This window comes from Bradyrhizobium sp. Ec3.3 (assembly GCF_000472925.1).
In the GTDB taxonomy this organism is placed as follows: Bacteria; Pseudomonadota; Alphaproteobacteria; order Rhizobiales; family Xanthobacteraceae; genus Bradyrhizobium.
In genome coordinates, this window is sequence record NZ_AXAS01000030.1 from 33,304 (window position 1) to 55,206 (window position 21,903).

Annotated in this window: 18 protein-coding genes; 11 read left to right on the forward strand and 7 right to left on the reverse strand. The window is 64.0% G+C overall.

Going from position 1 to position 21,903, the window contains the following annotated elements:
• Positions 1-111 precede the first annotated feature (111 nt).
• Both YUU_RS0125805 and YUU_RS0125810 read left to right on the forward strand, forming a co-directional pair.
• On the forward strand, positions 112-1,239 hold the full coding sequence (locus YUU_RS0125805; protein WP_027524971.1) for an alkene reductase: 1,128 nt from the start codon (positions 112-114) through the stop codon (positions 1,237-1,239).
• Positions 1,240-1,462: 223 nt separating this feature from the next.
• Complete coding sequence (locus tag YUU_RS0125810; protein ID WP_027524972.1) at positions 1,463-1,969, forward strand: GFA family protein; 507 nt, start codon at positions 1,463-1,465, stop codon at positions 1,967-1,969.
• Here YUU_RS0125810 and YUU_RS0125815 read toward each other — a convergent pair.
• Entirely contained in the window at positions 1,923-2,363 is a 441-nt protein-coding gene (locus YUU_RS0125815) for a TfoX/Sxy family protein (RefSeq protein WP_027524973.1), read from the reverse strand. The genes YUU_RS0125810 and YUU_RS0125815 overlap by 47 nt on opposite strands.
• A 151-nt stretch (positions 2,364-2,514) precedes the next feature.
• On the opposite strand from YUU_RS0125815, the gene YUU_RS0125820 reads away from it, so the two are divergent.
• Positions 2,515-4,176, forward strand: a complete 1,662-nt coding sequence (locus YUU_RS0125820; RefSeq protein ID WP_027524974.1) for a thiamine pyrophosphate-binding protein — start codon at positions 2,515-2,517, stop codon at positions 4,174-4,176.
• A gap of 192 nt (positions 4,177-4,368) precedes the next feature.
• On the opposite strand, the gene YUU_RS0125830 is transcribed toward YUU_RS0125820, so the two are convergent.
• Positions 4,369-5,748: an LLM class flavin-dependent oxidoreductase gene (locus YUU_RS0125830; RefSeq protein ID WP_027524975.1), complete on the reverse strand. Its 1,380-nt coding sequence runs from the start codon at positions 5,746-5,748 to the stop codon at positions 4,369-4,371.
• A 223-nt stretch (positions 5,749-5,971) separates the two neighbouring features.
• Between YUU_RS0125830 and YUU_RS0125835 the strand changes: the two genes are divergently transcribed.
• From YUU_RS0125835 to YUU_RS0125860, 6 genes are all read left to right on the forward strand, one after another.
• Complete coding sequence (locus tag YUU_RS0125835) at positions 5,972-7,357, forward strand: M20 family metallopeptidase (protein ID WP_027524976.1); 1,386 nt, start codon at positions 5,972-5,974, stop codon at positions 7,355-7,357.
• A gap of 81 nt (positions 7,358-7,438) precedes the next feature.
• Entirely contained in the window at positions 7,439-8,350 is a 912-nt protein-coding gene (locus YUU_RS0125840; RefSeq protein ID WP_027524977.1) for an amino acid ABC transporter substrate-binding protein, read from the forward strand.
• Positions 8,351-8,463: 113 nt separating this feature from the next.
• Positions 8,464-9,195: an amino acid ABC transporter permease gene (locus YUU_RS0125845; RefSeq protein ID WP_027524978.1), complete on the forward strand. Its 732-nt coding sequence runs from the start codon at positions 8,464-8,466 to the stop codon at positions 9,193-9,195.
• Between the two features lie 2 nt (positions 9,196-9,197).
• Positions 9,198-9,890, forward strand: a complete 693-nt coding sequence (locus tag YUU_RS0125850; protein WP_027524979.1) for an amino acid ABC transporter permease — start codon at positions 9,198-9,200, stop codon at positions 9,888-9,890.
• Between the two features lie 8 nt (positions 9,891-9,898).
• Complete coding sequence (locus YUU_RS0125855) at positions 9,899-10,630, forward strand: amino acid ABC transporter ATP-binding protein (RefSeq protein WP_027524980.1); 732 nt, start codon at positions 9,899-9,901, stop codon at positions 10,628-10,630.
• 185 nt (positions 10,631-10,815) lie between these two features.
• Positions 10,816-11,676 carry a D-amino-acid transaminase gene (locus YUU_RS0125860; protein ID WP_027524981.1) on the forward strand — a complete coding sequence of 287 codons (861 nt, stop codon included), beginning with the start codon at positions 10,816-10,818 and terminating at the stop codon, positions 11,674-11,676.
• 211 nt (positions 11,677-11,887) lie between these two features.
• Here YUU_RS0125860 and YUU_RS0125865 read toward each other — a convergent pair whose 3' ends face one another.
• The 3 genes from YUU_RS0125865 to YUU_RS0125875 form a co-directional block, all read right to left on the reverse strand.
• Positions 11,888-12,349 (reverse strand): carboxymuconolactone decarboxylase family protein, encoded by a 462-nt coding sequence (locus YUU_RS0125865; RefSeq protein WP_027524982.1) that lies wholly within the window; start codon positions 12,347-12,349, stop codon positions 11,888-11,890.
• Between the two features lie 34 nt (positions 12,350-12,383).
• Positions 12,384-14,000 carry an MDR family MFS transporter gene (locus YUU_RS0125870; protein WP_027524983.1) on the reverse strand — a complete coding sequence of 539 codons (1,617 nt, stop codon included), beginning with the start codon at positions 13,998-14,000 and terminating at the stop codon, positions 12,384-12,386.
• A gap of 115 nt (positions 14,001-14,115) precedes the next feature.
• Entirely contained in the window at positions 14,116-15,267 is a 1,152-nt protein-coding gene (locus YUU_RS0125875; RefSeq protein ID WP_027524984.1) for an HlyD family secretion protein, read from the reverse strand.
• Positions 15,268-15,408: 141 nt separating this feature from the next.
• On the opposite strand from YUU_RS0125875, the gene YUU_RS0125880 reads away from it, so the two are divergent.
• Positions 15,409-16,317: a LysR family transcriptional regulator gene (locus YUU_RS0125880; protein WP_027524985.1), complete on the forward strand. Its 909-nt coding sequence runs from the start codon at positions 15,409-15,411 to the stop codon at positions 16,315-16,317.
• A gap of 50 nt (positions 16,318-16,367) precedes the next feature.
• Here the strand turns inward: YUU_RS0125880 and YUU_RS0125885 are convergent, their stop codons facing one another.
• Positions 16,368-19,817, reverse strand: a complete 3,450-nt coding sequence (locus YUU_RS0125885; RefSeq protein WP_027524986.1) for an indolepyruvate ferredoxin oxidoreductase family protein — start codon at positions 19,815-19,817, stop codon at positions 16,368-16,370.
• Positions 19,818-19,971: 154 nt separating this feature from the next.
• Between YUU_RS0125885 and YUU_RS0125890 the strand changes: the two genes are divergently transcribed.
• A complete protein-coding gene (locus YUU_RS0125890; RefSeq protein WP_027524987.1) occupies positions 19,972-20,427 on the forward strand; it encodes an Lrp/AsnC family transcriptional regulator in 456 nt (151 codons plus the stop codon).
• Between the two features lie 103 nt (positions 20,428-20,530).
• Here the strand turns inward: YUU_RS0125890 and YUU_RS0125895 are convergent, their stop codons facing one another.
• Positions 20,531-21,898, reverse strand: coding sequence for an LLM class flavin-dependent oxidoreductase (locus YUU_RS0125895; protein WP_027524988.1), 1,368 nt, complete (start codon positions 21,896-21,898; stop codon positions 20,531-20,533).
• Between the last annotated feature and the right edge of the window lie 5 nt (positions 21,899-21,903).

The following is a 21,903-nucleotide window of genomic DNA, read 5'->3' on the forward strand; positions in this document are numbered from 1 at the left end:
GCTGTCCCGCATCTCGCGGGACGGAAAATTCTCATTCTAGGGGCGGCACCTTTTCCGGTTGCCGCCCCTCGCTATATGATCCGTATCCTTCCATAGCCATTTGGGGCCAGCATGAAATTCCCGGCGTTGTTTCAACCGTTGCAGGTCGGTCCGTACAAGCTTGCGCATCGTGTCGCGATGGCGCCGTTGACGCGCATGCGGGCCGAGCGCGAGAGCTTTGCGCCACGGTCGCTCAACGCTGAATATTACGGCCAGCGTGCGACGAAAGGCGGCCTCATCATCGCCGAGGCTTCGCCGGTGCTCTCGCACGGCCGCGGCAATCCCGCTACGCCCGGCATCTATTCGGACGCGCAGGTGGCGGGCTGGCGCGAGGTGGTCGATGCCGTGCATGCCAAGGGCGGCATCATCTTCCTTCAACTCTGGCATGTCGGTCGCGTCTCGCACTCGTCCTTCCATGGCGGCGAGCTGCCGGTTGCGCCCTCCGCGATTCCGATCAGGGCCGAGGGCATGAAGGCGATGACCGCCGATGGCAAGATCGCCGATTATGAGACGCCGCGCGCGCTCGAAACCGAAGATGTCAAGAGCATCGTCGAGGCGTTCCGGCAGGCTGCGAAGAACGCGCTCGCCGCGGGCTTCGACGGCGTCGAGATCCACGGCGCCAACGGCTATCTGCTCGAGCAGTTCTTGCAGTCGCGCAGCAATCAGCGCACCGACCAGTATGGCGGCTCGATCGATAACCGCGCGCGCCTGCTGCTCGAAGTCACGCAGGCCGCTATCGACGTCTGGGGCGCGAACCGTGTCGGCGTGCGGCTGTCGCCCTACGGCATCGCCAATGATTCCGGTGAGCCGGATCCGATGCCGCTCTACACGCATGTCGTGAAGGCGTTCGACAAGCTTGGCCTCGCCTATCTTCATGTCATCGAGCCCCGTTCCAGCGGCGCCGGCCGCGCCGACGTCAACTGGCAGAACGTGCCGTCGGCCATGGTGCTGTTCCGACCGCTCTATAGCGGCGTCCTGATCGCTGCCGGCGGCTTCACCGGCGAAACGGCGAATGCCGCGATCGCCGACGGCAACGCCGACATCGTCGCATTCGGTCGCATCTTCATCTCCAACCCCGATCTGCCGCGCCGCCTCCAGCACGACTATCCGATCACACCCTACAACCGCGCGACGTTCTACGGCGGCGAAGAGAAGGGGTACACGGATTATCCCGCGTATGATGAGCTGACGCCGGCATGACGCCGCCCTAGCCCGGATGGAGCGCAGCGAAATCCGGGTCTTCACCCAGCGTATCGGGCCCCCCGGATTACGCTTCGCTCCATCCGGGGTACGGTCTAAATTTGATTTTTCCGACGGAAACCCCAATCTCCCTCATTGCGAGCGCAGCGAAGCAATCCAGAGTCTTTCCGCGGCTGCATCCTGGATTGCTTCGCTGCGCTCGCAAGGACGATGAGGAAGCACCATGGCCAAAGCCGCAGTCGCCGCAGGAACTGCCACCGGGCAATGCCTGTGCGGCAAGGTCACCTTCGAGATCGACGTGCCGGCGCGCTGGGCATGGCATGATCACTCAGCATCCAGCCGCCGCGCGCATGGCGCGGCCTATGCGACCTACGTCGGAAGCTGGAAGAAGCGTTTTCGCATCACGTCGGGAAAGAGCACGATTACCCGCTATGAGGACAAGGCGACCAAGACCGCGCGCAGCTTCTGCTCCCAGTGCGGCACGCCGATCGCTTATGAGCGCCCGCGCGGCCCGCACATGGTCAACATCCCCCGCGCACTCTTCAACGAGCGCACCGGCCGCCAGCCACTCTATCACATCGCGATCGAAGAGCTGCAGGAATGGGCCTATACCGGCGAGCCGCTGGTGCCGCTGAAAGGTTTCCCGGGCGTGGTCTGGCAGCGCTCGAAAAAGAAGAAGCGCGCTAGCGGCGAGGACCCTTTTGAGCTCGGCCGCGAGGAGGGGCTTTAGCCTTTGCGGCGCCCTTGGATTTGGCTGAAGCAGCCTTCCTTGGCGCCATTGTGCGTCCTGCGGTCTTTGCCGGCATCGCGGCGACGAACTCGAGCCCGCGCTTGATCCATTTCTTCAACTCGGCTTCGGTCTGGTAGCCCTCTGGCGCGACGCGCACGAAGCCGCTCATGATGCGCCCGCGCATTTCCATCGGGCTCGTGTACGGCTCCTGCAGCATGCGCGCATGCGCCTCCGGGCCGACGCGGATCAGCATCCCGCCGCGCCCGCTCACGGTGCAGCACATGGTGTTGTTCACCATGAAGCAGAGGCCGCCCATCATCTTCTTTTCCGCCAAGTAGCGCTGGCCCGCCAGCAATTTGCGCACGCGCGCGGCGGTGTTCTCGTCATAGGCCATCGTGTCCCCCTGTGCAGGTTTACGCCCGGGCATGCTCCCAGCTTACGCGCATCTGCGCAACGCAGCCATGACTGGGCTTCCTTGCGCCGTGCTCGCGACTTCGGCCATCATGCGCGACCCTCCGGCAATGTCCGCGAGATCAGGAGGAAACATGAAGAACCGCATCACCGGCCGCTCCGCCTTTCTTGCGCTGCTGAGGGATGAAGGCATCACGCATCTGTTCGGCAATCCCGGCACCACCGAATTGCCGATCATGCATGCGCTGAAGGACCATCCCGATCTCACCTATGTGATGGCGATGCAGGAAAGCCTGGTGGTCGCGATCGCCGACGGCTTTAGCCGGGCCTCCGGACAACTCGTCGCCTGCAACGTCCATGTCGCGCCCGGGCTCGGCAATGCGATGGGCTCGCTCTACAACGCGCAGTTCACGGGCACGCCGATGATCTTGACCGCGGGCCAGCAGGAGCAGGGCCACGGCCTGATGGAGCCGGTGCTCTATGGTCCGCTGGTGCGGATGGCCGAGCCGCTCGTGAAATGGGCGGTGGAGGTGACGCGCCTCGAGGATCTGCCGCGCATCGTGCGCCGCGCCGCCAAGGTCGCGACCACGCCGCCTACGGGGCCGGTGTTTATTTCGTTGCCGGGCGATATCCTCAATAGCGAAGCCGGCATTGATCTTGGCCGCTCCACCCGCATCGATGCGCGCACAAGGCCGTCTGATGAGGCGTTGAAGGCATTCGCCGCACGGCTCCTCAAGGCCGAACATCCGGTCATCGTCACGATGGACGAGGTGGTCAAGAGCGACGCGCTGAAGGAAGCCGCCGAGCTCGCGGAGCTCTTGGGCGCTGCCGCCTATCAATCCTCCACGGCCTATGGCGCGCACTTCCTCTCGGAAAGCCCGAGCTTCATGGGCACGCTGGCGCGCGTACAGAAGGCCGCGCGCGATACGCTTGCGCCTTACGATCTGCTCATCGCGCTGGGCGGCGATCCGTTGCGGATGTCGGTCCATAGCGAGGTGGCCCCGCTGCCGGATGGACTTCCTATCGTGCAGGTTGGCCTGGTCGATTGGGAGATCGCCAAGAACTTTGGCGCGGAGATCGCGCTCAAGGCTGACGTGAAGGAAACGCTGCGCGCGCTGGTTCCGGCGCTCAAGGAAATGGGCGGCGCCGCGCTGGAGCGGCACACCAGGGAACGTCTCGCCGAGCTCGCGCCGAAGAACTGGAACGCGCGCCGCGCGGCGCTGGTCGAGCAGATCACGGAGGCGAGGGACCGCACGCCGATCGACCCTGACTGGCTGACGCTGCAAATGGTCGAGGCGATGCCCGACAACGCCATTCTCGTCGACGAGGGCCTCACCTCCGGCCGCCAGATCGCGAGCCTGCGCCCACACCGCGACCGCTACGGCTATCACGGCCTCGCCTCAGGCGGCATCGGCTGGGGCCTGCCGGCCTCAGTCGGCGTCAGCCTGGCCAACCCCACGCGGCCGGTGGTCTGCTTCTCCGGCGATGGCAGCGCGATGTACTCGATCCAGTCGCTATGGACCGCTGCCCACCACAAGCTGCCGCTGACGATCGTCATCGCCAACAATGGCGGCTACCGCATCATCAAGCAGCGCCTGCTCGCCTTCCACGGCGATGACAATTATGTCGGCATGGATTTCGTCGACCCGCCGGTGGATTTTGCCGGGATCGCGCGGTCACTGGGATGCGAGGCGATCAAGGTGAGTGATCCCACGGAATTGAAGGCAACCTTCGCATCCATCTTCAATCGCCCGGGCACAAAGCTCATCGAAGTGGTGGTGGACGGGAAGGTGTGAGGCAGTATGCCTATGCCTCCTCAACGTCGTCCTGGCGAAGGCCAGGACCCATACCGCGTGATCTCTGTAATGGGCACGATGCTAGTTGCCCTTGTCTTCGCCAAACTTCTCCCTGGGGTAATGGGTCCTGGCTTTCGCCAGGACGACATCGAGACCAAAATCTGAAAAACAACCCCATGCAAAGTAACCGGTCTAGTCCTTCCGCCCCACCCGATAGCCCGCCGCCGGGTGCGGCGCGGTGAGCCGGGCGCGGCCGGGGCCGAACAGCTTTTCCCGCAGCGTGCCCTTGGCATAGTCCGCCTTGTAGCGGCTGCGCCGGGTCAGCTCCGGCACCAACATGTCGGCGATATCCTCGAAATCGCCGGGCGAGATCGCAAACGCCACGTTCAGCCCGTCGACGTCGGTCGCCTCGAACCATTCCTCGATCCTGTCCGCGACCATCTCCGGCGTTCCCACCACGACCGGCCCGGCGCCGCCGACGCCGACATGCTCGATCACGTCGCGCACGGTCCAGACGCGGTCGGGATCGGCGCGGGTGACGTTGTCCATCGCGCTGCGGCCGGCATCGTTCTGCACGTGACGCACCTGCTGGTCGAGCTCGTAGCCGGAGAAATCGACGCCGGTCCAACCGGACATCAAGGCAAGTGCGCCTTCGGGGCTGATGTGGCGGCGGTAGTCGGCGTATTTCTCCTTCGCTTCGGCCTCGGTCCGCCCGAGGATCAGCGTCATCATCGAGAACATCAGGATCTCGGCCGGGTTGCGCCCAAGCTCGGCCGCTGCCTGACGGATGGCAGCAACGCGCGGCGCGATCACTTTTGCCGACGGCCCCGACATGAACACGCATTCGGCGTGCTGGGCCGCGAACTGCCGCCCGCGCGGCGAGGTGCCGGCCTGATACAGCACGGGCGTGCGTTGCGGCGACGGCTCGCTCAGATGGATGGTATTGTTGAGGCGGAAGTTCCTGCCCTCATGCGTGACGCGATGCACCTTTGCGGGGTCGGTGAAAATGCCGCGCGCGCGGTCACGCAGCACGGCCTCATCCTCCCAGCTTCCTTCCCAGAGCTTGTAGACCACCTCCATATATTCATCCGCGATGTCGTAGCGATCGTCATGCGCGGTCTGCTTGTCCTTGCCGGCGCCGCGCGCGGCGCTGTCGAGATAGCCGGTGACGACGTTCCAGCCAATCCGCCCTTCGGTCAGATGATCGAGCGTCGACATCCGCCGCGCGAAGGGATAGGGCGGCTCGAAGGAGAGGTTGGAGGTGACGCCAAAACCGAGATTCTGCGTCACCGCTGCCATTGCGGAGAGCAGCAGCAGCGGCTCGTTCGACGGCGTCTGCGCCGCGTTGCGCAATGCGGCATCGGGGCTGTTGCCATAGACGTCATAGACGCCGAGCACGTCGGCAAGGAACAATCCGTCGAAGCGGCCGCGCTCCAGCGTCTTCGCCAGATCGATCCAATAGGGCAGGCGGTTGTATTCGGCGGTGCGGTCGCGCGGATGGGTCCACAGGCCCGGCGATTGATGCGCGACGCAATTCATCGCAAATGCGTTGAGCCGAATTTCTTTTGCCATGCTTGTCCCTCGGCGCCACTATCCCCGGGCTCATCTCGATGGTATCGGTGCCGGGCAGTTGGCCAAGTTCTTGCATTCGGCCGGCCGTTGGCAAGGCCAAATTCAAGAAGCTCCCGGCCGTTGGCAAGAGTCAATTGAAGAGTCAATTGCCAACCCCCGCCACTTCCGAAAGACGGCGTATCCCGCTACGCTTGTTCCAAATCCAGGCTTGAAAAAGAACGAAATGACCAGAGCTGATGCCATCGCCCGCGCAGTTGAGGATTTTTCATCCGGCGCGTTCCTCGTAGAGCTCGACCGCCGCGTCGCCTATCGTACCGAGAGCCAGAGCGCCTCGCGCGGCACCGAGCTGCGTGCCTATCTGGAACAGGAGATGCGGCCCGCCTTTGCAGCGCTCGACTTCGAGAGCCGGCTGGTGGAATCGCCGAGCGGCAAGGCGCCGTTCCTGATTGCCGAGCATATCGAGAGCGCGTCCGCGCCGACCGTTCTGATCTATGGCCATGGCGACGTCGTCGACGGCATGGAGGGCGAGTGGCGCGACAATCGCGATCCCTGGCGCACGACGACATCGGGTAATCGCGTCTATGGCCGCGGCACCGCCGACAACAAGGGCCAGCACAGCATCAATCTCGCGGCTTTGCGCGCAGTGCGCGCGGCGCGCGGCGGCAAGCTCGGCTTCAATGCCAAGTTCATCGTCGAGATGGGCGAGGAGATCGGCTCGCCCGATCTCGGCAAGATCTGCGATCTCAACCGCGAGGCGCTGAAGGCTGATCTGTTCATGGCCTCCGACGGGCCGCGCCTCTCGGCTGATCGCCCGACGCTGTTCCTCGGCTGCCGTGGCGGCATCCGCATCCATCTCGACGTCAACTTGCGCGATGGCGGACATCATTCCGGCAATTGGGGTGGCGTACTCGCCAACCCCGCAACGATCCTGGTGAATGCGATTTCCACGCTGGTCGACGGTCACGGCCGCCTCCAGCTCGATGCGCTGAAGCCGCCGCGCCTCACCAACCAGATCCGCAGCTTCCTTGCCGATGTCAAAGTCGAGCCGACCGAAGACGAGCCGGCGCTCGCGCAAGATTGGGGCGAGGACGGACTGTCGGCAGCGGAACGGCTCTTCGCCTGGAACACGCTCGAGGTGCTGGCGATGTCGTCGGGCAATATCGAGAAGCCCGCGAACGCGATCCCGGGCCATGCCAATGCGGTGCTGCAATTGCGCTTCGTTGTCGGCACCAGGATCGACGGCCTCATTGAGGCGATCCGCGTGCATCTCGTCGCAAAGGGATTTCCGATGGTCGAGGTGCGGGCGGCGCAAAGCTTTGTCGCCTCACGCACCGATTTCGACAGCCCCTGGATCAAATGGGCCGCGGACTCCGTGCAAACGACCACCGGCAAGGCGCCCGCGATCCTGCCGAATTTCGGCGGCTCGCTGCCGAACGACGTGTTCTCCGAGATTCTTGGCCTTCCGACGATCTGGGTGCCGCATTCCTATCCCGGCTGTTCCCAGCATGCGCCAAATGAGCACATCCTGCTGCCATTGACCGAGGAGGCGCTGACCGTCATGGCAGGCCTGTTCTGGGACCTCGGGGAGCTACCGCGTCCGCTCGGCTAGGTGAAGGGCTCCGAAAGTCACATTCTAATCCGGCCCGATTTATGCAAGCATCTGGCCGCCATTCCATAAGGGGAGAAAAAAGTGAAACATTTCCGTAACTTCGGCCTCGTGCTCGCCGCCAGCTTGGTCGCGAGCCAGGCCAGTGCCGAGGAGTTGACCGGCACGCTCAAGAACATCAAGGACACTGGCGCGATCACGCTCGGCTTCCGCGACTCCTCGATCCCGTTCTCCTATCTCGACGACAACCAGAAGCCCGTCGGGTTCGCGATGGACATCTGCTACAAGATCGTCGACGCCGTGAAGAAGGAGCTCAAGCTCGACAAGCTGGAGGTCAAGCTCAACCCGGTGACCTCGGCGACCCGTATCCCGCTGATGGCCAATGGCACCATCGACCTCGAATGTGGCTCGACCACCAACAATGCCGAGCGGCAGAAGCAGGTCGCCTTCACCAACACCCACTTCCTGACTGCCAGCCGCTACGTGTTCAAGAAGTCGAGCGGCCTCAAGTCGATCGATGACCTGAAGGGCAAGACGGTGGTCTCGACCGCCGGCACCACCAACATCAAGCAGCTCACCGAAGCCAACGTCGCGAAGGGCCTCGGCGCCAACATCATTCCGGCCAAGGACCATGCCGAGGCCTTCCTGATGGTGGAAACCGATCGCGCCGTCGCCTTCGTGATGGACGACATCCTGCTTGCGAGCCTCGTCGCCGGCTCGAAGAGCCCAGCCGACTATGTGATCTCCAAGGACGCGTTCTCCAAGCCCGAGCCCTATGGCATCATGCTGCGCAAGGACGACGCCGCCTTCAAGAAGGTGGTCGATGCGGCGACCGCCGCGGTCTACACCAGCGGCGAAGGCGAGAAGATCTACAACAAGTGGTTCACGGACAAGATCCCGCCGAAGGGCCTGAACCTCAACACGCCGATCTCGGCCGAATTGAAGAACGAGTTTGCCAAGCCGTCGGATTCGCCGAACCCGGACGACTATAAGTAAGCTTCGATCCCTGGGATCAGGAGTATTGTCCGGCCATTCTGGAGAGGGGAATGGCCGGACATTTGCATAGACGATAGCAGTATCTGTGATTGTCGCGTTCGCGCGGGGGACTCGTGAACTACAATTGGAACTGGAAGATCTTCTTCGAGCCGAATCCGATGGGCACCGGCACCTATCTCGACATGCTGTTGTCGGGACTGCTGCTGACGCTCGAGACCGCGGCGCTGGCCTGGATCATCGCGCTGATCACCGGCTCGATCGTCGGCGTCATGCGCACGCTGCCGTCGAAAGGCGCCTACTGGTTCGGCTTTTGCTGGGTCGAGTTCTTCCGCAACATGCCGCTCTTGGTGCAGCTCTTCCTGTGGTTCTTCGTGCTGCCGGAATTGCTGCCGAGCGCTGCCGGCCTGTGGCTGAAGAAGTTGCCATACGCGCCGTTCTGGACCGCGGCGATCGGCGTCGGCCTGTTCATGTCGGCGCGCGTCGCCGTGCAATTGCAGGCCGGCATCGGCTCGCTGCCGCGCGGGCAGAAGATGGCGGCGACCGCGCTGGGGCTAACGACCGTGCAGGGCTATCGCTACGTGCTGTTGCCGATGGCGTTCCGCATCATCCTGCCGCCGCTGACCTCCGAGTTTCTCAACACCATCAAGAACACCGCGGTGGCCATCACCATCGGCCTGCTGGAACTGACCGGGCAGGCGCGCTCGATGCAGGAATTCTCGTTCCAGGTGTTCGAGGCCTTCACCGCCGCGACCATCCTCTATCTCCTCGTCAACGCCGTCGTCGTGACCGCAATGCGCTTCCTCGAGCGCTGGGTCGCGATCCCCGGCTACATCACGGGGAAATAGCGATGCTCGGCAATTTCGATTTCGACGTTATCCGCCGCGCGCTGCCCTATCTGTTCTATGAGGGCATGACGTTCACGCTGATGCTCACGGCGCTCGCCGCGCTCGGCGGCCTGATCTTCGGCACGGCGATCGCATTGATGCGGCTGTCCGGCTACAAGCTGCTCGGCCGCATCGCCGCTCTCTATGTCGACTTCATGCGCTCGCTGCCGTTGGTGCTCGTCATCTTCTGGTTCTACTTCCTGGTGCCCTATATCGGGCAGTGGCTGACCGGCGCGCCGCGGCCGATCAAGGTCGGCGCGTTCGCCTCCTCGCTCATCACCTTCATCATGTTCGAGGCGGCCTACTTCTCCGAGATCATGCGCGCCGGCATCCAGTCGATCTCGCGCGGGCAGCCGGCGGCGGCAAGTGCGCTCGGCCTGACCTACGCGCAGACCATGCGCTACGTCGTGCTGCCTCAGGCGTTCCGCAACATGCTGCCGGTGCTGATCACGCAAACCATCGTACTGTTCCAGGACACCTCGCTGGTCTACGTGCTGTCGATCACGGATTTCCTCGGAGCGGCGAGCAAGGTCGCGCAGCGCGACGGGCGTCTCGTCGAGATGTACCTGTTCGCCGCCGTCGTCTACTTCACCATCTCCTGTATCGCGTCCTTTGGCGTTCGCCGCTTGCAGTCGCGCATCGCCATCATCCGCTAGAGCCCGTCATGATCGAGATAAGTCACGTCGACAAATGGTACAGCGCCTCGTTCCAGGTGCTGAAGGATTGCACCACCAACGTCGCCAAGGGCGAGGTGGTGGTCGTGTGCGGCCCTTCGGGCTCGGGCAAGTCCACCCTGATCAAATGCGTCAATGCGCTGGAGCCCTTCCAGAAGGGCGATATCACGGTCGACGGCACCAAGGTCAACGATCCAAAGACCGATCTGCCAAAGCTCCGCTCGCGCGTCGGAATGGTCTTCCAGCACTTCGAGCTGTTCCCGCATCTCAAGATCATCGACAATCTCTGCCTTGCGCAGGAGAAGGTGCTGGGGCGGGCTCACGACAAGTCGATGGCCAAGGGCATGCAGCTTCTTGAGCGCGTCGGGTTAAAGGAGCAGGCGCAGAAGTTTCCGGCGCAGCTCTCCGGCGGCCAGCAGCAGCGCGTCGCCATCGCGCGTGCGTTGGCGATGGATCCCATTGCCATGCTATTCGACGAGCCGACCTCCGCCCTCGACCCCGAGATGATCAGCGAGGTGCTGGACGTCATGGTTGACCTCGCCCGCGAAGGCATGACCATGATGGTCGTCACCCACGAAATGGGCTTTGCCCGCAAGGTCGCCAACCGCGTGATCTTCATGGACCGCGGCGAGATCGTCGAGGATGCCCCGAAAGACGACTTCTTCGGCAAGCCAAGAAGCGACCGCGCACAGAAGTTCTTGTCGAAGATATTGTCCCACTAACTCCCATCGTCATTCCGGGATGCGCCGAAGGCGCAGGCCCGGAATCCATAACCCCGAGCGGTGGTTATGGATTCCGGGCTCCTTCGCCGCGCGAATGCCCCGGAATGACGAGTTGAGGGTTTCGTGACATCAACAAATTTCGTATACGAGCAGGCAATTCCCGCATTCCCGACAGGAGACCTGCCTTGGACTCGATCGCTTACGTCAACGGCTCTTTCGTCCCGCTTTCGGACGCCAAAGTCTCGGTCCTCGATCGCGGCTTCCTGTTCGCCGACGGCATCTACGAGGTCTCGGCCGTGCTGGACGGCAAGCTGGTCGACAATGCCTCGCATCTGGCGCGCCTCGAACGCTCCGTCGGCGAGATCAAGCTGAAACTGCCGGAGACGGTCGAGCGCATCACCGAGCTGCAGAAGGAGCTCATCGCGCGCAACAAGCTTGCCAATGGTCTCGTCTATCTCCAGGTGACGCGCGGCGCCGACACGGCGCGCGACTTTCCTTTCCCCAAGGGCGAGGTCAAGCCGACGCTGGTCATGTTTACTTCCGAGAAGGACATCATCAACGCGGCCTCGGCCAAGACCGGCATCAATGTCATCACGGTACCCGACATCCGCTGGGAACGGCGCGACATCAAGAGCGTGGCGCTGCTGGCGCAGGTCTTGGCGAAGCAGGCTGCAGCCGAAGCCGGCGCCGGCGAAGCCTGGATGCTCGAAGACGGTCTTGTCACCGAGGGTGGCTCGTCATCGGCGTTCATCCTGACGCAAAACGACGTCATCGTGACGCGGCAAAATTCGAATGCCATCCTGCCGGGCTGCACCCGCAAGGCCGTGCTCGCGCTTGCCGCGGAACGCCAGCTCCGTATCGAGGAGCGCGCCTTCACGGTCACTGAGGCGCTCGCCGCCAAGGAGGCCTTCATCACCAGCGCATCCTCGTTCGTGCAGCCGGTGGTCGCGATCGACGGCAAGCAGGTCGGCAGCGGCAAGCCCGGCCCGATGGCGACGCGGCTGCGCGAGATCTACGTGGAATTCGCGAAGGCGACGGGGGTGTAGGCTAGTAGCCTCACCGCGAACGTCGAGAGTATCGACGACGCCACATGGCGCTCCGCTGTCATCGCCCGGCTTGACCGGGCGATCCAGTACGCCGCGGCAGTTGTTATGAACTTCGCTGCCTCTGGAATACTGGATGCCCCGCCTTCGCGGGGCATGACAGTTGAGAATGTGGAAGCGGTGCATCACACAGTCGATGGCAGCGGGCGCCCCGTCACGCCACCGACGCCTTCACCTTCACGGGATGAAGCGCACGGAACGAGATCGCGAGCCGGTTCCAGGCATTGATGGTCGCGATCAGCATGGTCAGGTTGACCGTTTCCTCCTCGGAGAATTGCGCGCGGACCTGCTCGTAGACGTCGTCGGGCGCGTGCGTTTCCGAGATCAGCGTCACCGACTCCGTCCAGGCCAGCGCCACGCGTTCGCGATCGGTGTAGAGCGGAGATTCGCGCCAGGCGTTGAGCAGGTAGATGCGCTGTTCGGTCTCGCCGCGCTTGCGCGCATCCTCGGTGTGCATGTTGATGCAAAAGGCGCAGCCGTTGATCTGGGAGGCGCGGATCTTGACGAGCTCGATCAGCGATTTCTCCAGGCCCGTCGACTGGATGTGGGTCTCCAGCGCGGTCAGCGCCTTGATGGTGTCGGGGGCAGCCTGGTAGAAATTCATGCGGGGCTTCATGGTGGTTCTCCTTTTGTTTGGTTAACTCGGGTGGTCAGTGGGCTCCGCCCGCCGAAACATGGCCGGGCTTCTTCAGGAAGAGGGACGCGATCAGCGCGACGATCAGCGCCGCGCCGAGCAGATAGAAGGTGTCGCTGAAGGCGAGGATGAAGGCCTGCTTCTGCACGACATGGCCGATCGCGACATAGGCGCGGTGCGCCGCATCGGTGCGATCGACGACGCCGTGATTGACGAAATACTGGGTCAGCTGCTCCAGCCGCGTGCGGGTCGCCTGCTCGAAGACCGAGACGGACTGCATCAGCACGTTGGAGTGATATTGCTCGCGCTTGGTGAGCACGGTCTGCAACAGCGCGATGCCGACGGCGCCGCCGAGATTGCGGGTCATGTTGAACAGGCCGGATGCGGAGCCCGCGTTCTCCGGCTCGATGCCGGCAGTTGCGACCGCCGACAACGGTGCCATCACCAGGGCCTGACCGATCGCACGCACCACGTTGGGCCAAAGAAGCTGATCGGCGGCATAGTCGTTGGTCATGTAGATGTTCATGAAGTTGGAGGCCGCGAACAGAACGAATCCGACGCCAATCACGATCCGAGCGTCGAAGCGTTGCATCAGGCGCGGCACCAGCGGGATCAGCACGAGCTGCGGCAGTCCGGTCCACGCCAGCACCATGCCGATCTGCTCGGCATTATAGCCCTGGATGCGCGCCAAATACTGCGGCAGGATGAACACGGAACCGTAGAGCGCGACGCCGAGCAGGAAGTTCGCAAGAACGCCGAAGCCGAAATTGCGGCGGACCAGGAGACGCAGATTGAGCAGAGGCTTCTCGACGGTCAGCTCAATGATCAGGAACGCGGTCAGCGCAACCGCGGCGATGACGGAGAGCTTGACGATGAAGGGCGAGCCGAACCAGTCGTCCTTGTTACCTTCCTCCAGCACGGTTTGAAGCGCAGAGAGACCGATCGCCATGGTGATGATGCCGGCCCAGTCGCCGTCGCGCAGCAGCGCGAGCTTCATCGGCTTTGGTTCCAGCGCATACCAGAGCATGCCGACCATGATCGCGCCGGGCACAAGGTTGATGTAGAAGATGTACTGCCAGCCGAGGTTCTCGGTGAGATAGCCGCCGATGGTCGGGCCGATCGCGGGGGCAAAGGTCGCCGACAGCGCGAACAGCGCAAGGCCCACCGGCTGCTTGGCGCGCGGCAGCAGCGTGATGATGAGCGTGAACGCCATCGGGATCAGCACGCCGCCGGTAAAGCCTTGCACGGCGCGCAGCACGATCATCTGCGGCAGGTCCTGCGCCAGCGCGCAGGCCGCGGAGAGAACCAGGAACAGGATCGCGTTGGTCAGAAGATAAATGCGGATCGAGAACACCTGTGCAAGCCATCCCGAAAGCGGGATCACCACGATCTCTGCGATCAGATAGGAGGTCGAGATCCAGCCGCCATCGTCGATGCCGGCGCCGATCGCGCCCTGGATGTCCGCAAGCGAGGCGTTGACGATCTGGATGTTCAGCACGGCCATGAAGGCGCCGAGCGTTGCACCGATTACGGCGATCCAGGTCTTTACGGAAACCGCAGGCGTGGCGGGCGCAGCCGGAGCGGAAATGGCTGCGGTCGAAGCGGCGGTGAGGGTTGGTTGGAGCGTGCTCATGGAAGCCTCGTCTCGGTTGTGGAGACAGGATGCATTAGGCGGATGATTTCGATAATCGTGGAAATTTTGGAAGGATCATCCGGCAGAATTTGATAATCCGGCCGGACCGGCGTCCTCAGCCACCGTTCGCGCGCGCGGTGTTGTCAGCGATGCGCTTGCCCGTACCACGCTCGGCCAGCACGGCCTGCTTGGTGTTCACGGTCGGAACCGCCGACATGCCGGGGCGCAACAGGCCGCTCAGGCTGTGGTCGTCGAGCACGATCTTCACCGGCACGCGCTGCACGATCTTGGTGAAGTTGCCCGTGGCGTTGTCCGGCGGCAGCAGCGCGAATTCGAGCCCGCTCGCCGGCGACAGGCTGTCGACATGACCGCGCAGGGTCTGATTGCGGAAACTGTCGATATGCAGTTCCACCGGCTGGCCGGCGCGCACATGCGTGAGTTGCGTCTCCTTGAAGTTGGCGACGACATAGACCGCATCGAGCGGCACCACCGCCATCAATTGCGTGCCGGCCTGCACGAGCTGGCCGACCCGCAGTGAACGAGCACCGACCGTGCCGTCCACTGGCGCGGTGATTTCGGTGTAGGAGAGATTCAGCGAGGCCTGCTCGGCGACGGCGCGGGCGCGCTCGAGCTGTGCCACGGCCTTGGCGCGCTCGGTGGTGAGCACGTCGACCTTGCGCTGCGCGGCCAAAAGGCCAGACTTCGCGTGCTGCGATTGCGCGTCGCTGGCGCGGAGCGCGGCGTCGGTCTGCTGTGCGCGCTGAATCGTGCCGGAGCCCGACTTCATCAGCTCGTCGTAGCGCGCACGTTCCTCCTGCGCGAATGTCAGATTGGCCTCGGCCGCGGAAACGTCGGCCGTGCTCTGTTCGATGATGGGCTGCTGCAGCGCGATCTGCGCATCGAGATTGCGAACCGAAGCCTCGCCGGCGGCAACGTCGGCGCGGGCCTGGTCGAGCGCCGCCCTGAAATCGCGGTCGTCGATCCGGGCCAGGATCTGCCCCGCTTTCACCTTCTCGTTGTCGCCGACCAGCACCTGGGCGATGTAGCCGGAGACCTTTGGCGCGATGATCGTGGAATCAGCCTTCACATAGGCGTCATCGGTGGATTCGAGATAGCGCCCGGTGGTCAGGTAGCCGTAGCCGAAGTCCGCAGCAGCCGCGGCGCCGAGTACCAGGGCCAACCCGATGGCGACCCGCTTGATCGCCAAGCGCGAAGAACGAATCCCGATTTTTGTATTGCGTTCAGTGACATAAGCGGCGTTCGACATGGCATCCTCACGAGCTTTCCAGGCGCCCCTTTGCGACAGGACGCATCTCGTGTCGGTAAGATGCGCTGTCCTGCCCGTTGTGATAATCCCGGAAGAACTGGAAGCATTATCCAGCGGCAGCGGATAATCGGAGCCTCGATCATGGACCGCTTCACCAGCCTCACGGCCTTCGTCCGGGTGGTCGAAAACGGCGGGTTCTCCGCCGCCGCCCGCCGCCTCAACATGTCGACGACCATGGTGAGCAACCACGTCCAGGCGCTGGAGGACCGGCTCGGCGTGCGCCTCCTCAACCGGACGACGCGGAAGGTGAGCCTCACCGAAATCGGCCAGGCCTATTACGACCGTTCGACGCAGATCCTCGCCGACCTCGAACAGGCCGATGACATCGCCGGCGCGTTGCAATCGACGCCGCGCGGCACGCTGCGCATCCATATCGCCACCCACATGGTGCCGTTCGTCGCGCCGGTGGTGGCCGAATTCCTGTCGACCTATCCGGAGGTGAAGGTCGACTTGCGCATGGGCGAAGCCAATGTCGATCTGATCGCAGAGGGGTTTGATCTGGCGCTGCGCATGACGTCGCCGCCGGATTCGAGCCTGATCGTTCGGAGCCTTGCGACCTGGCGGCACGTGCTGTGCTGCTCACACGCCTATATCGAGGCGCGCGGGCGCGTGCAGCAACTCGAGGAGCTTGCGGACCATAATTGCGTGCGCCATCTGAACTATCCCTTCGAGGAATGGCGCTTTCTCGATCGCAAGGGAAACCCGGCATCGGTCCGCGTATCCGGCACTCTCGTGACCAACAGCGGTGAAGCCTTGCGCACCGTCGCGCTGCAAGGCGCCGGCATTTGCCTGGCCGCGGGTTTCCTGGTGCACGATGACCTCGAAGCCGGCCGCCTGGTTCGCCTGCTGCCGGAATACCGGCCGATCGAGCTGTCGATGAACGCGGTCTATCCGCATCGCCATCATCTGTCGGCGAAAGTCAGGACCTTCATCGACATGCTCGTGCACCACAGCGCCGAGCAGCAGAAGCTGATCAACCCCTACGCCTGAGAGTCCACGCGCCGATCACTTCGGCGCCGGCAGCCTCGCTGCCGCCGCGGTCAACCGTAGCTCAGCATTTTTTGCGATGGTGAGGCAGGCAGGTTCGCCAGCAGAGTCTCCACCTCGGCCTTGACCTTTACGATCGCGGCATCCTTCACCGGGCCGTAGCCGCGGATATCCATCGGCGCCTTGGCGATGGCGACGATGTCCGACAACGTGTCGGCATCGAGGCGGGCGAGCATCGTCTCGATCAATCCCTCGTACCAGGTGATCAGCTCGCGCTCCGCGCGGCGCTCAGCCGTGTAGCCGAACGGATCGAACGGCGTGCCGCGCAGGCCCTTCAGCCGAGCGAGCACGGAGAGTGGCATCTGGATCCACTGCCCGAAGGCGCGCTTGCGCGGCCGGCCGCGCGCGTCGCGTCGTGCGGAGAGGATAGGCGGCGCGAGATGATAATTGATCCTGAAATCGCCGTCGAACTCGCGCTTCAGCGTGTCGAGAAAGCCGCTCTGCATATGCAGGCGCGCCACCTCGTATTCGTCCTTGTAGGCCATCAGCTTGAACAGGGACCGCGCGACCGCGTCGGTCAGCGCCGCGTTGCCGAATCTGGATTCGGCACCGTGTACCTTCGCGATCATCGCCCGATAGCGCGCCGCATAGGCCGCGTCCTGATAGGCAGTCAGGAATTCGGCACGTCGGTCGATCATTTGATCGAGCGTCTCGGCGACGGGAGTGCCCTCGGGCTTGGGGAGAAGATCCGGATCGGCCGCGGCGATCCGGCCCCAGGCGAAGGCCTGCTTGTTGCGCTCGACCGCGACGCCGTTGAGCTCGATTGCGCGCATCAGCGCCTGCAGCGAGACCGGCACGAGGCCCTGCTGCCAGGCAAAGCCGAGCATGATGATGTTGGCATAGACGGCATCGCCGAGCAGGCGCTCGGCCAGGGCGTTTGCGTTGATGGTGTCGAGATTGCCGTCGCCGATGACCTGGCGGATCGCGCGCAGGCGGGCGGGCGAGGCGAGATCGGCGTCGCGGAAGCGCACGACGTCGCCGGTCGGCATCTCCGCCGTGTTGATCGCGGCGCGCGTGCCCCGGTGATAAGTGCCGGAGGCTTTTGGCGAGGAGCTGACGACGAGATCGCAGCCGATCAGCGCGTCGGCGGCGCCCTGATCGATGCGGACCTGATGCAGCGCCTCCGGGCTCGCGGCGAGACGGATGTAGCTCAGCACGGGTCCGAATTTCTGTGCAAAGCCGGTGAAATCCAGCACCGAGACGCCGCGGCGTTCGAGATGCGCAGCCATGCCGATCAGCGCGCCGACGGTAATCACGCCGGTGCCGCCGACGCCGGTGACCAGGAGATCATAGGGCCGCTCGAGCGTTGCTGGGGCGGGCAGGGGAAGCGCGGCGGCGTGGCCCACGGCGTCGATGTCGCTCGCCGTTTTCTTGCGGCGCGTGGCGCCTTCGACGGTCACAAAACTGGGGCAGAAGCCGTTGAGGCAGGAAAAATCCTTGTTGCAGGCCGACAGGTTGATCTGGCGCTTGCGACCGAACGGCGTCTCCTTCGGCTCGACGCTCAGGCAGTTGGACTCGACCGAGCAATCGCCGCAGCCCTCGCAGACGAGATCGTTGATATAGGCAAAGCGCTTCGGATCCGTCATCTGCCCGCGCTTGCGCCGGCGGCGCTTCTCGGTGGCGCAGGTCTGCTGATAGATCAGCACGGAGACTCCCAGGACCTCGCGCAACTCGCGCTGCACGGCGTCCATCTCCTCGCGCGGATGGATGGTCACGCCGCTGGGCAGGTCGGTGGAGGAAAATTGCGCGGGATCGTCCGACACCAGCGCGATGCGCGAAACGCCCTCGGCGCGGACGCTGTGCGCGATCGCGTGCACGCTGACGGGGCCGTCGACCGGCTGGCCGCCGGTCATCGCCACCGCGTCATTGAACAGGATCTTGTAGGTGATGTTGGCTCTCGCGGCGATCGCCTGCCGGATCGCCATCGAGCCGGAGTGATAGTAAGTGCCTTCGCCGAGATTCTGGAATACGTGCTTGTGGCCGGTGAACCTTGACGAGGCCGCCCAGTTCACGCCTTCGCCGCCCATCTGGATCAACGACGAGGTCTCGCGGTCCATCCAGCTTGCCATGAAATGGCAGCCGATGCCGGCCAGCGCCTTGGAGCCTTCGGGGACTTTTGTGGACGTGTTGTGCGGGCAGCCTGAACAGAAATAGGGCGTGCGCGTTGCGCCGCTGACGGTGATCACGCGCTGCGCCTCCGGCGACAGCGCGGCAGCGCGTGCACCGAGGTTCAGCCCAGGAAACATCGGGTCGAGCCGCCGCGCCAGAACGCCCGCGAGCGCGCGCGGCGACAATTCGCCGATCCAGGAGATCAGCCGCGCCCCTCGCTCATCGTGCTTGCCGACCATGCGCTCCGGCTTTGCGCCGGGATAGTCGTAAAAATACTCCTTGAACTGGCTCTCGATGATGCCACGCTTTTCCTCGACGACTAGGATCTCGCGCTTGCCTTTCACGAACTCCATCGCGTCATGCAGCGCCAGCGGCCAGACCATGCCGACCTTGTAGATGTCGATGCCGATGCTGCGGCAGGCGGCCTCATCGAGGCCCATCAGCCGCAGTGCCTCCATCAAATCGAGATGCGCCTTGCCGGTGGTGACGATACCGTAGGTCGCGTGCGGGATGTCGTAGATGTGCCGGTCGATCGGGTTGGCCTTTGCAAAGGCGTAGACCGCGTGCTTCTTCGCCTCCAGCCGCTCCTCGATCTGCGGTCCCGGCAGATCCGGCCAGCGATAGTGCAGGCCGCCCGGCGGCGGCGTGAAGTCCGGCGTGCGGAAGTCGCGCGGCGGACGCAACGCGACGGAGGCGCCGGATTCCACGATCTCCGAGATCGCCTTGAAGCCGACCCACATGCCGGAGAAGCGGCTCAGCGCGTAGCCATATTCGCCGAACTCCAGATATTCGCTGACGCTTGCCGGATGCAGCGTCGGCATGAACCAGCTCATGAAGGCGACGTCGGACTGGTGCGGCATCGAGGAGGAGACGCAGCCATGATCATCGCCGGCGACCACCAGCACGCCGCCATGCGGCGAGGAGCCGTAGGCATTGCCGTGCTTGAGCGCGTCGCCGGAGCGATCGACGCCGGGACCCTTGCCGTACCAGAGCCCGAACACACCCTGCACCTCGCGCTCGCTTTGCGTCTCGACCTGCTGCGAGCCGAGCACGGCGGTCGCGGCGAGATCTTCGTTCACCGCGGGCAGAAACTCGATGCGATCTCTCTTCAGGCGATCCTCGATACGCCACAGCTCGAGGTCGACGCCGCCGAGCGGCGAGCCGCGATAGCCGGAGATGAAGCCGGCGGTGCTGAGCCCCGCGGCGCGATCGCGCCGGGCCTGATCGAGCGCGATGCGGACGATCGCCTGCGTGCCAGTGAGGAAGACCTGGCCGTCCTCGCGGTCGTAGCGGTCGGAGAGCTCGTAAGCATCGAGTGATGAAATGGCGTCCATGGTGGACCTCGCGCGGCGTCCCTGCCGGATAGGCGAAGGTTAGTCCCTGATGGCTGGTAGGTCTTACCTATTCATCCTGAATGGGAGCGCTAATTGGTATATTTTTGCGATCTTGGCCCAAGTCTGGTAGAATTATCCGGATTGAGGTGCCTCCATGATCGAAGAGCAGGACTCGCAGATTCTCGCCCATCTCCAGAAGGATGGCCGCGCCACCAACCAGCAGCTGGCCGATCAAGTCGGCATGTCGACCTCGGCGTGCTGGCGCCGGGTGCGCGCGCTGGAGGAGTCCGGAATCATCCAGGGCTATGCGGCGCTGGTCGCGCGCGAGCGGGCGGGGTTTACAATGTCGGCGGTCCTGCATGTCTCACTGGAGCGGCACGATGCCAAATTCGTCGATGAGTTCGTGTCGCGGGTGACGAAGCGTCGCGAGGTGCTGGAGTGCTTTGCGACCACGGGCGATGCCGACTATCACCTGCGCGTCGTGGTGCAGGACATGGCGGCCTACAACAAATTCCTCGACGAGTTCATGTTCCGGATTCCCGGCATCCGCTACGTCCGCAGCAACGTGATCCTGAAGGAGATCAAGACCGGAGTCGCGCTGCCGTTTTGAGTGCGCTGCCGTAGGGTGGGCAAAGGCGCTCTCGCGCCGTGCCCACCATCTCTCCGATTATGAACAGTGGTGGGCACGCTTCGCTTTGCCCAGCCTACGAAATCTATTCCGCGGCCACGCGCGGCTGAGTCTTCCACGCGCCGGCGGCCGGCCGCTTCAGCCCGAGATTGTCCCGCAGCGTCTTGCCGCGATAATCCTTCTGGAACAGCCCGCGCCGCTGCAACTCCGGCACGACGTGGCGGACGAAGTCCGCATAGGAGCCCGGGACGCAAGTCGCGGCGATGACAAAGCCGTCGCAGCCGCGCTCGACGAACATCTCCTCGAACCTGTCGGCGATCTCCTTCGGTCCGCCGACCATTGCATCCTGCACCCCGCCGCGGCCGGAGAAGGTGACGAAGTCGCGCGCGGTCGGATTGCTCTTGCCGGACAGTTTCAGCACGCCGTCGCGAATGCCGAGGATGCCCTGCATGCTCTTCAGCTCGTCGGTCGTGAGCGGCTCGTCGAGACCCTTGGAGGCGAAATCATAGTTGAGGGCTTCCGCGAGCAGCGACAGCGCGTCGATCTGGAGCGGCAGCTTGTTGATCAGCGCCATCTTGTCTTCGGCTTCTGCCCTGGTCGCGCCGCAGACCGGCGTGGTCAGGTTGCAAAGGAACATCGCGTCAGGATCGCGTCCGGCTTGGGCGGCTTCATTCCGCACGGCGGCGCAGCCTTCCTTGGCGCTTGCGAGATTGCGCGCAGCGGTAAAGATCACCTCGCCCCAGCGCCCGGCAAAGCGCTGCCCGCGGCCGGAGGCGCCGGCCTGGATGATCACGGGATGGCCCTGGTCCGAGCGCGGCACGGTGAACGGCCCGCGCGACTTGAAGAACGGCCCCTTGTGATCGAGCCGCTTCACCCTCGCGGGATCGGCAAAGCGGCCGCTCGCCTTGTCCATGATCAGCGCGCCGTCTTCCCAAGTGTCCCAATGGCCGAGCACGACCTCCATGAACTCGTCGGCGCGGTCGTAGCGAGCGTCGTGCTCGGGATGGGAGTCCCTGCCCATGTTGAGCGCCTCGCCGTCATTGAGCGAGGTGACGACGTTCCAGCCCGCGCGCCCGCCCGACATCAGGTCGAGCGTCGCAAAGCGCCGCGCGACGTCGAACGGCTCGTAGTAGGTGGTCGAGCAGGTCGCGCCCAATCCGAGCCTGTCGGTGACCATGCCCATGGTGGTCAGCACGATCAGCGGATCCATCTTCACGCAGCGAATGCCATATTCGACGGTGTGCGCGTGATCGTTGCCGTAGCGGTCCGGCATCGCCAGGCGGTCGTCGAAGAACGCCATATGGAATTTGCCGGCCTCCAGGATCTTCGCGATTTCCTGGTAATAATCGGCCGACATCGAATCGTCGCGCGAGTCCGGATGCCGCCACGAACTCGGCAGATTGGTGCAGTTCTGCGCCTGGAGGAAGCCGACCAGTACCATCTGCCGCGTCATGCTGC

Bases quoted from the DNA above. Each gene is read 5' to 3' on its own strand.
- YUU_RS0125870 (WP_027524983.1), bottom strand. From the start codon at position 14,000: ATGAGCACGCTCCAACCAACCCTCACCGCCGCTTCGACCGCAGCCATT.
- YUU_RS0125850 (WP_027524979.1), top strand. From the start codon at position 9,198: ATGCTCGGCAATTTCGATTTCGACGTTATCCGCCGCGCGCTGCCCTAT.
- YUU_RS0125890 (WP_027524987.1), top strand. From the start codon at position 19,972: ATGATCGAAGAGCAGGACTCGCAGATTCTCGCCCATCTCCAGAAGGAT.
- YUU_RS0125805 (WP_027524971.1), top strand. From the start codon at position 112: ATGAAATTCCCGGCGTTGTTTCAACCGTTGCAGGTCGGTCCGTACAAG.
- YUU_RS0125880 (WP_027524985.1), top strand. From the start codon at position 15,409: ATGGACCGCTTCACCAGCCTCACGGCCTTCGTCCGGGTGGTCGAAAAC.
- YUU_RS0125865 (WP_027524982.1), bottom strand. From the start codon at position 12,349: ATGAAGCCCCGCATGAATTTCTACCAGGCTGCCCCCGACACCATCAAG.
- YUU_RS0125810 (WP_027524972.1), top strand. From the start codon at position 1,463: ATGGCCAAAGCCGCAGTCGCCGCAGGAACTGCCACCGGGCAATGCCTG.
- YUU_RS0125895 (WP_027524988.1), bottom strand. From the start codon at position 21,898: ATGACGCGGCAGATGGTACTGGTCGGCTTCCTCCAGGCGCAGAACTGC.
- YUU_RS0125830 (WP_027524975.1), bottom strand. From the start codon at position 5,748: ATGGCAAAAGAAATTCGGCTCAACGCATTTGCGATGAATTGCGTCGCG.
- YUU_RS0125875 (WP_027524984.1), bottom strand. From the start codon at position 15,267: ATGTCGAACGCCGCTTATGTCACTGAACGCAATACAAAAATCGGGATT.
- YUU_RS0125835 (WP_027524976.1), top strand. From the start codon at position 5,972: ATGACCAGAGCTGATGCCATCGCCCGCGCAGTTGAGGATTTTTCATCC.
- YUU_RS0125820 (WP_027524974.1), top strand. From the start codon at position 2,515: ATGAAGAACCGCATCACCGGCCGCTCCGCCTTTCTTGCGCTGCTGAGG.
- YUU_RS0125855 (WP_027524980.1), top strand. From the start codon at position 9,899: ATGATCGAGATAAGTCACGTCGACAAATGGTACAGCGCCTCGTTCCAG.
- YUU_RS0125815 (WP_027524973.1), bottom strand. From the start codon at position 2,363: ATGGCCTATGACGAGAACACCGCCGCGCGCGTGCGCAAATTGCTGGCG.
- YUU_RS0125885 (WP_027524986.1), bottom strand. From the start codon at position 19,817: ATGGACGCCATTTCATCACTCGATGCTTACGAGCTCTCCGACCGCTAC.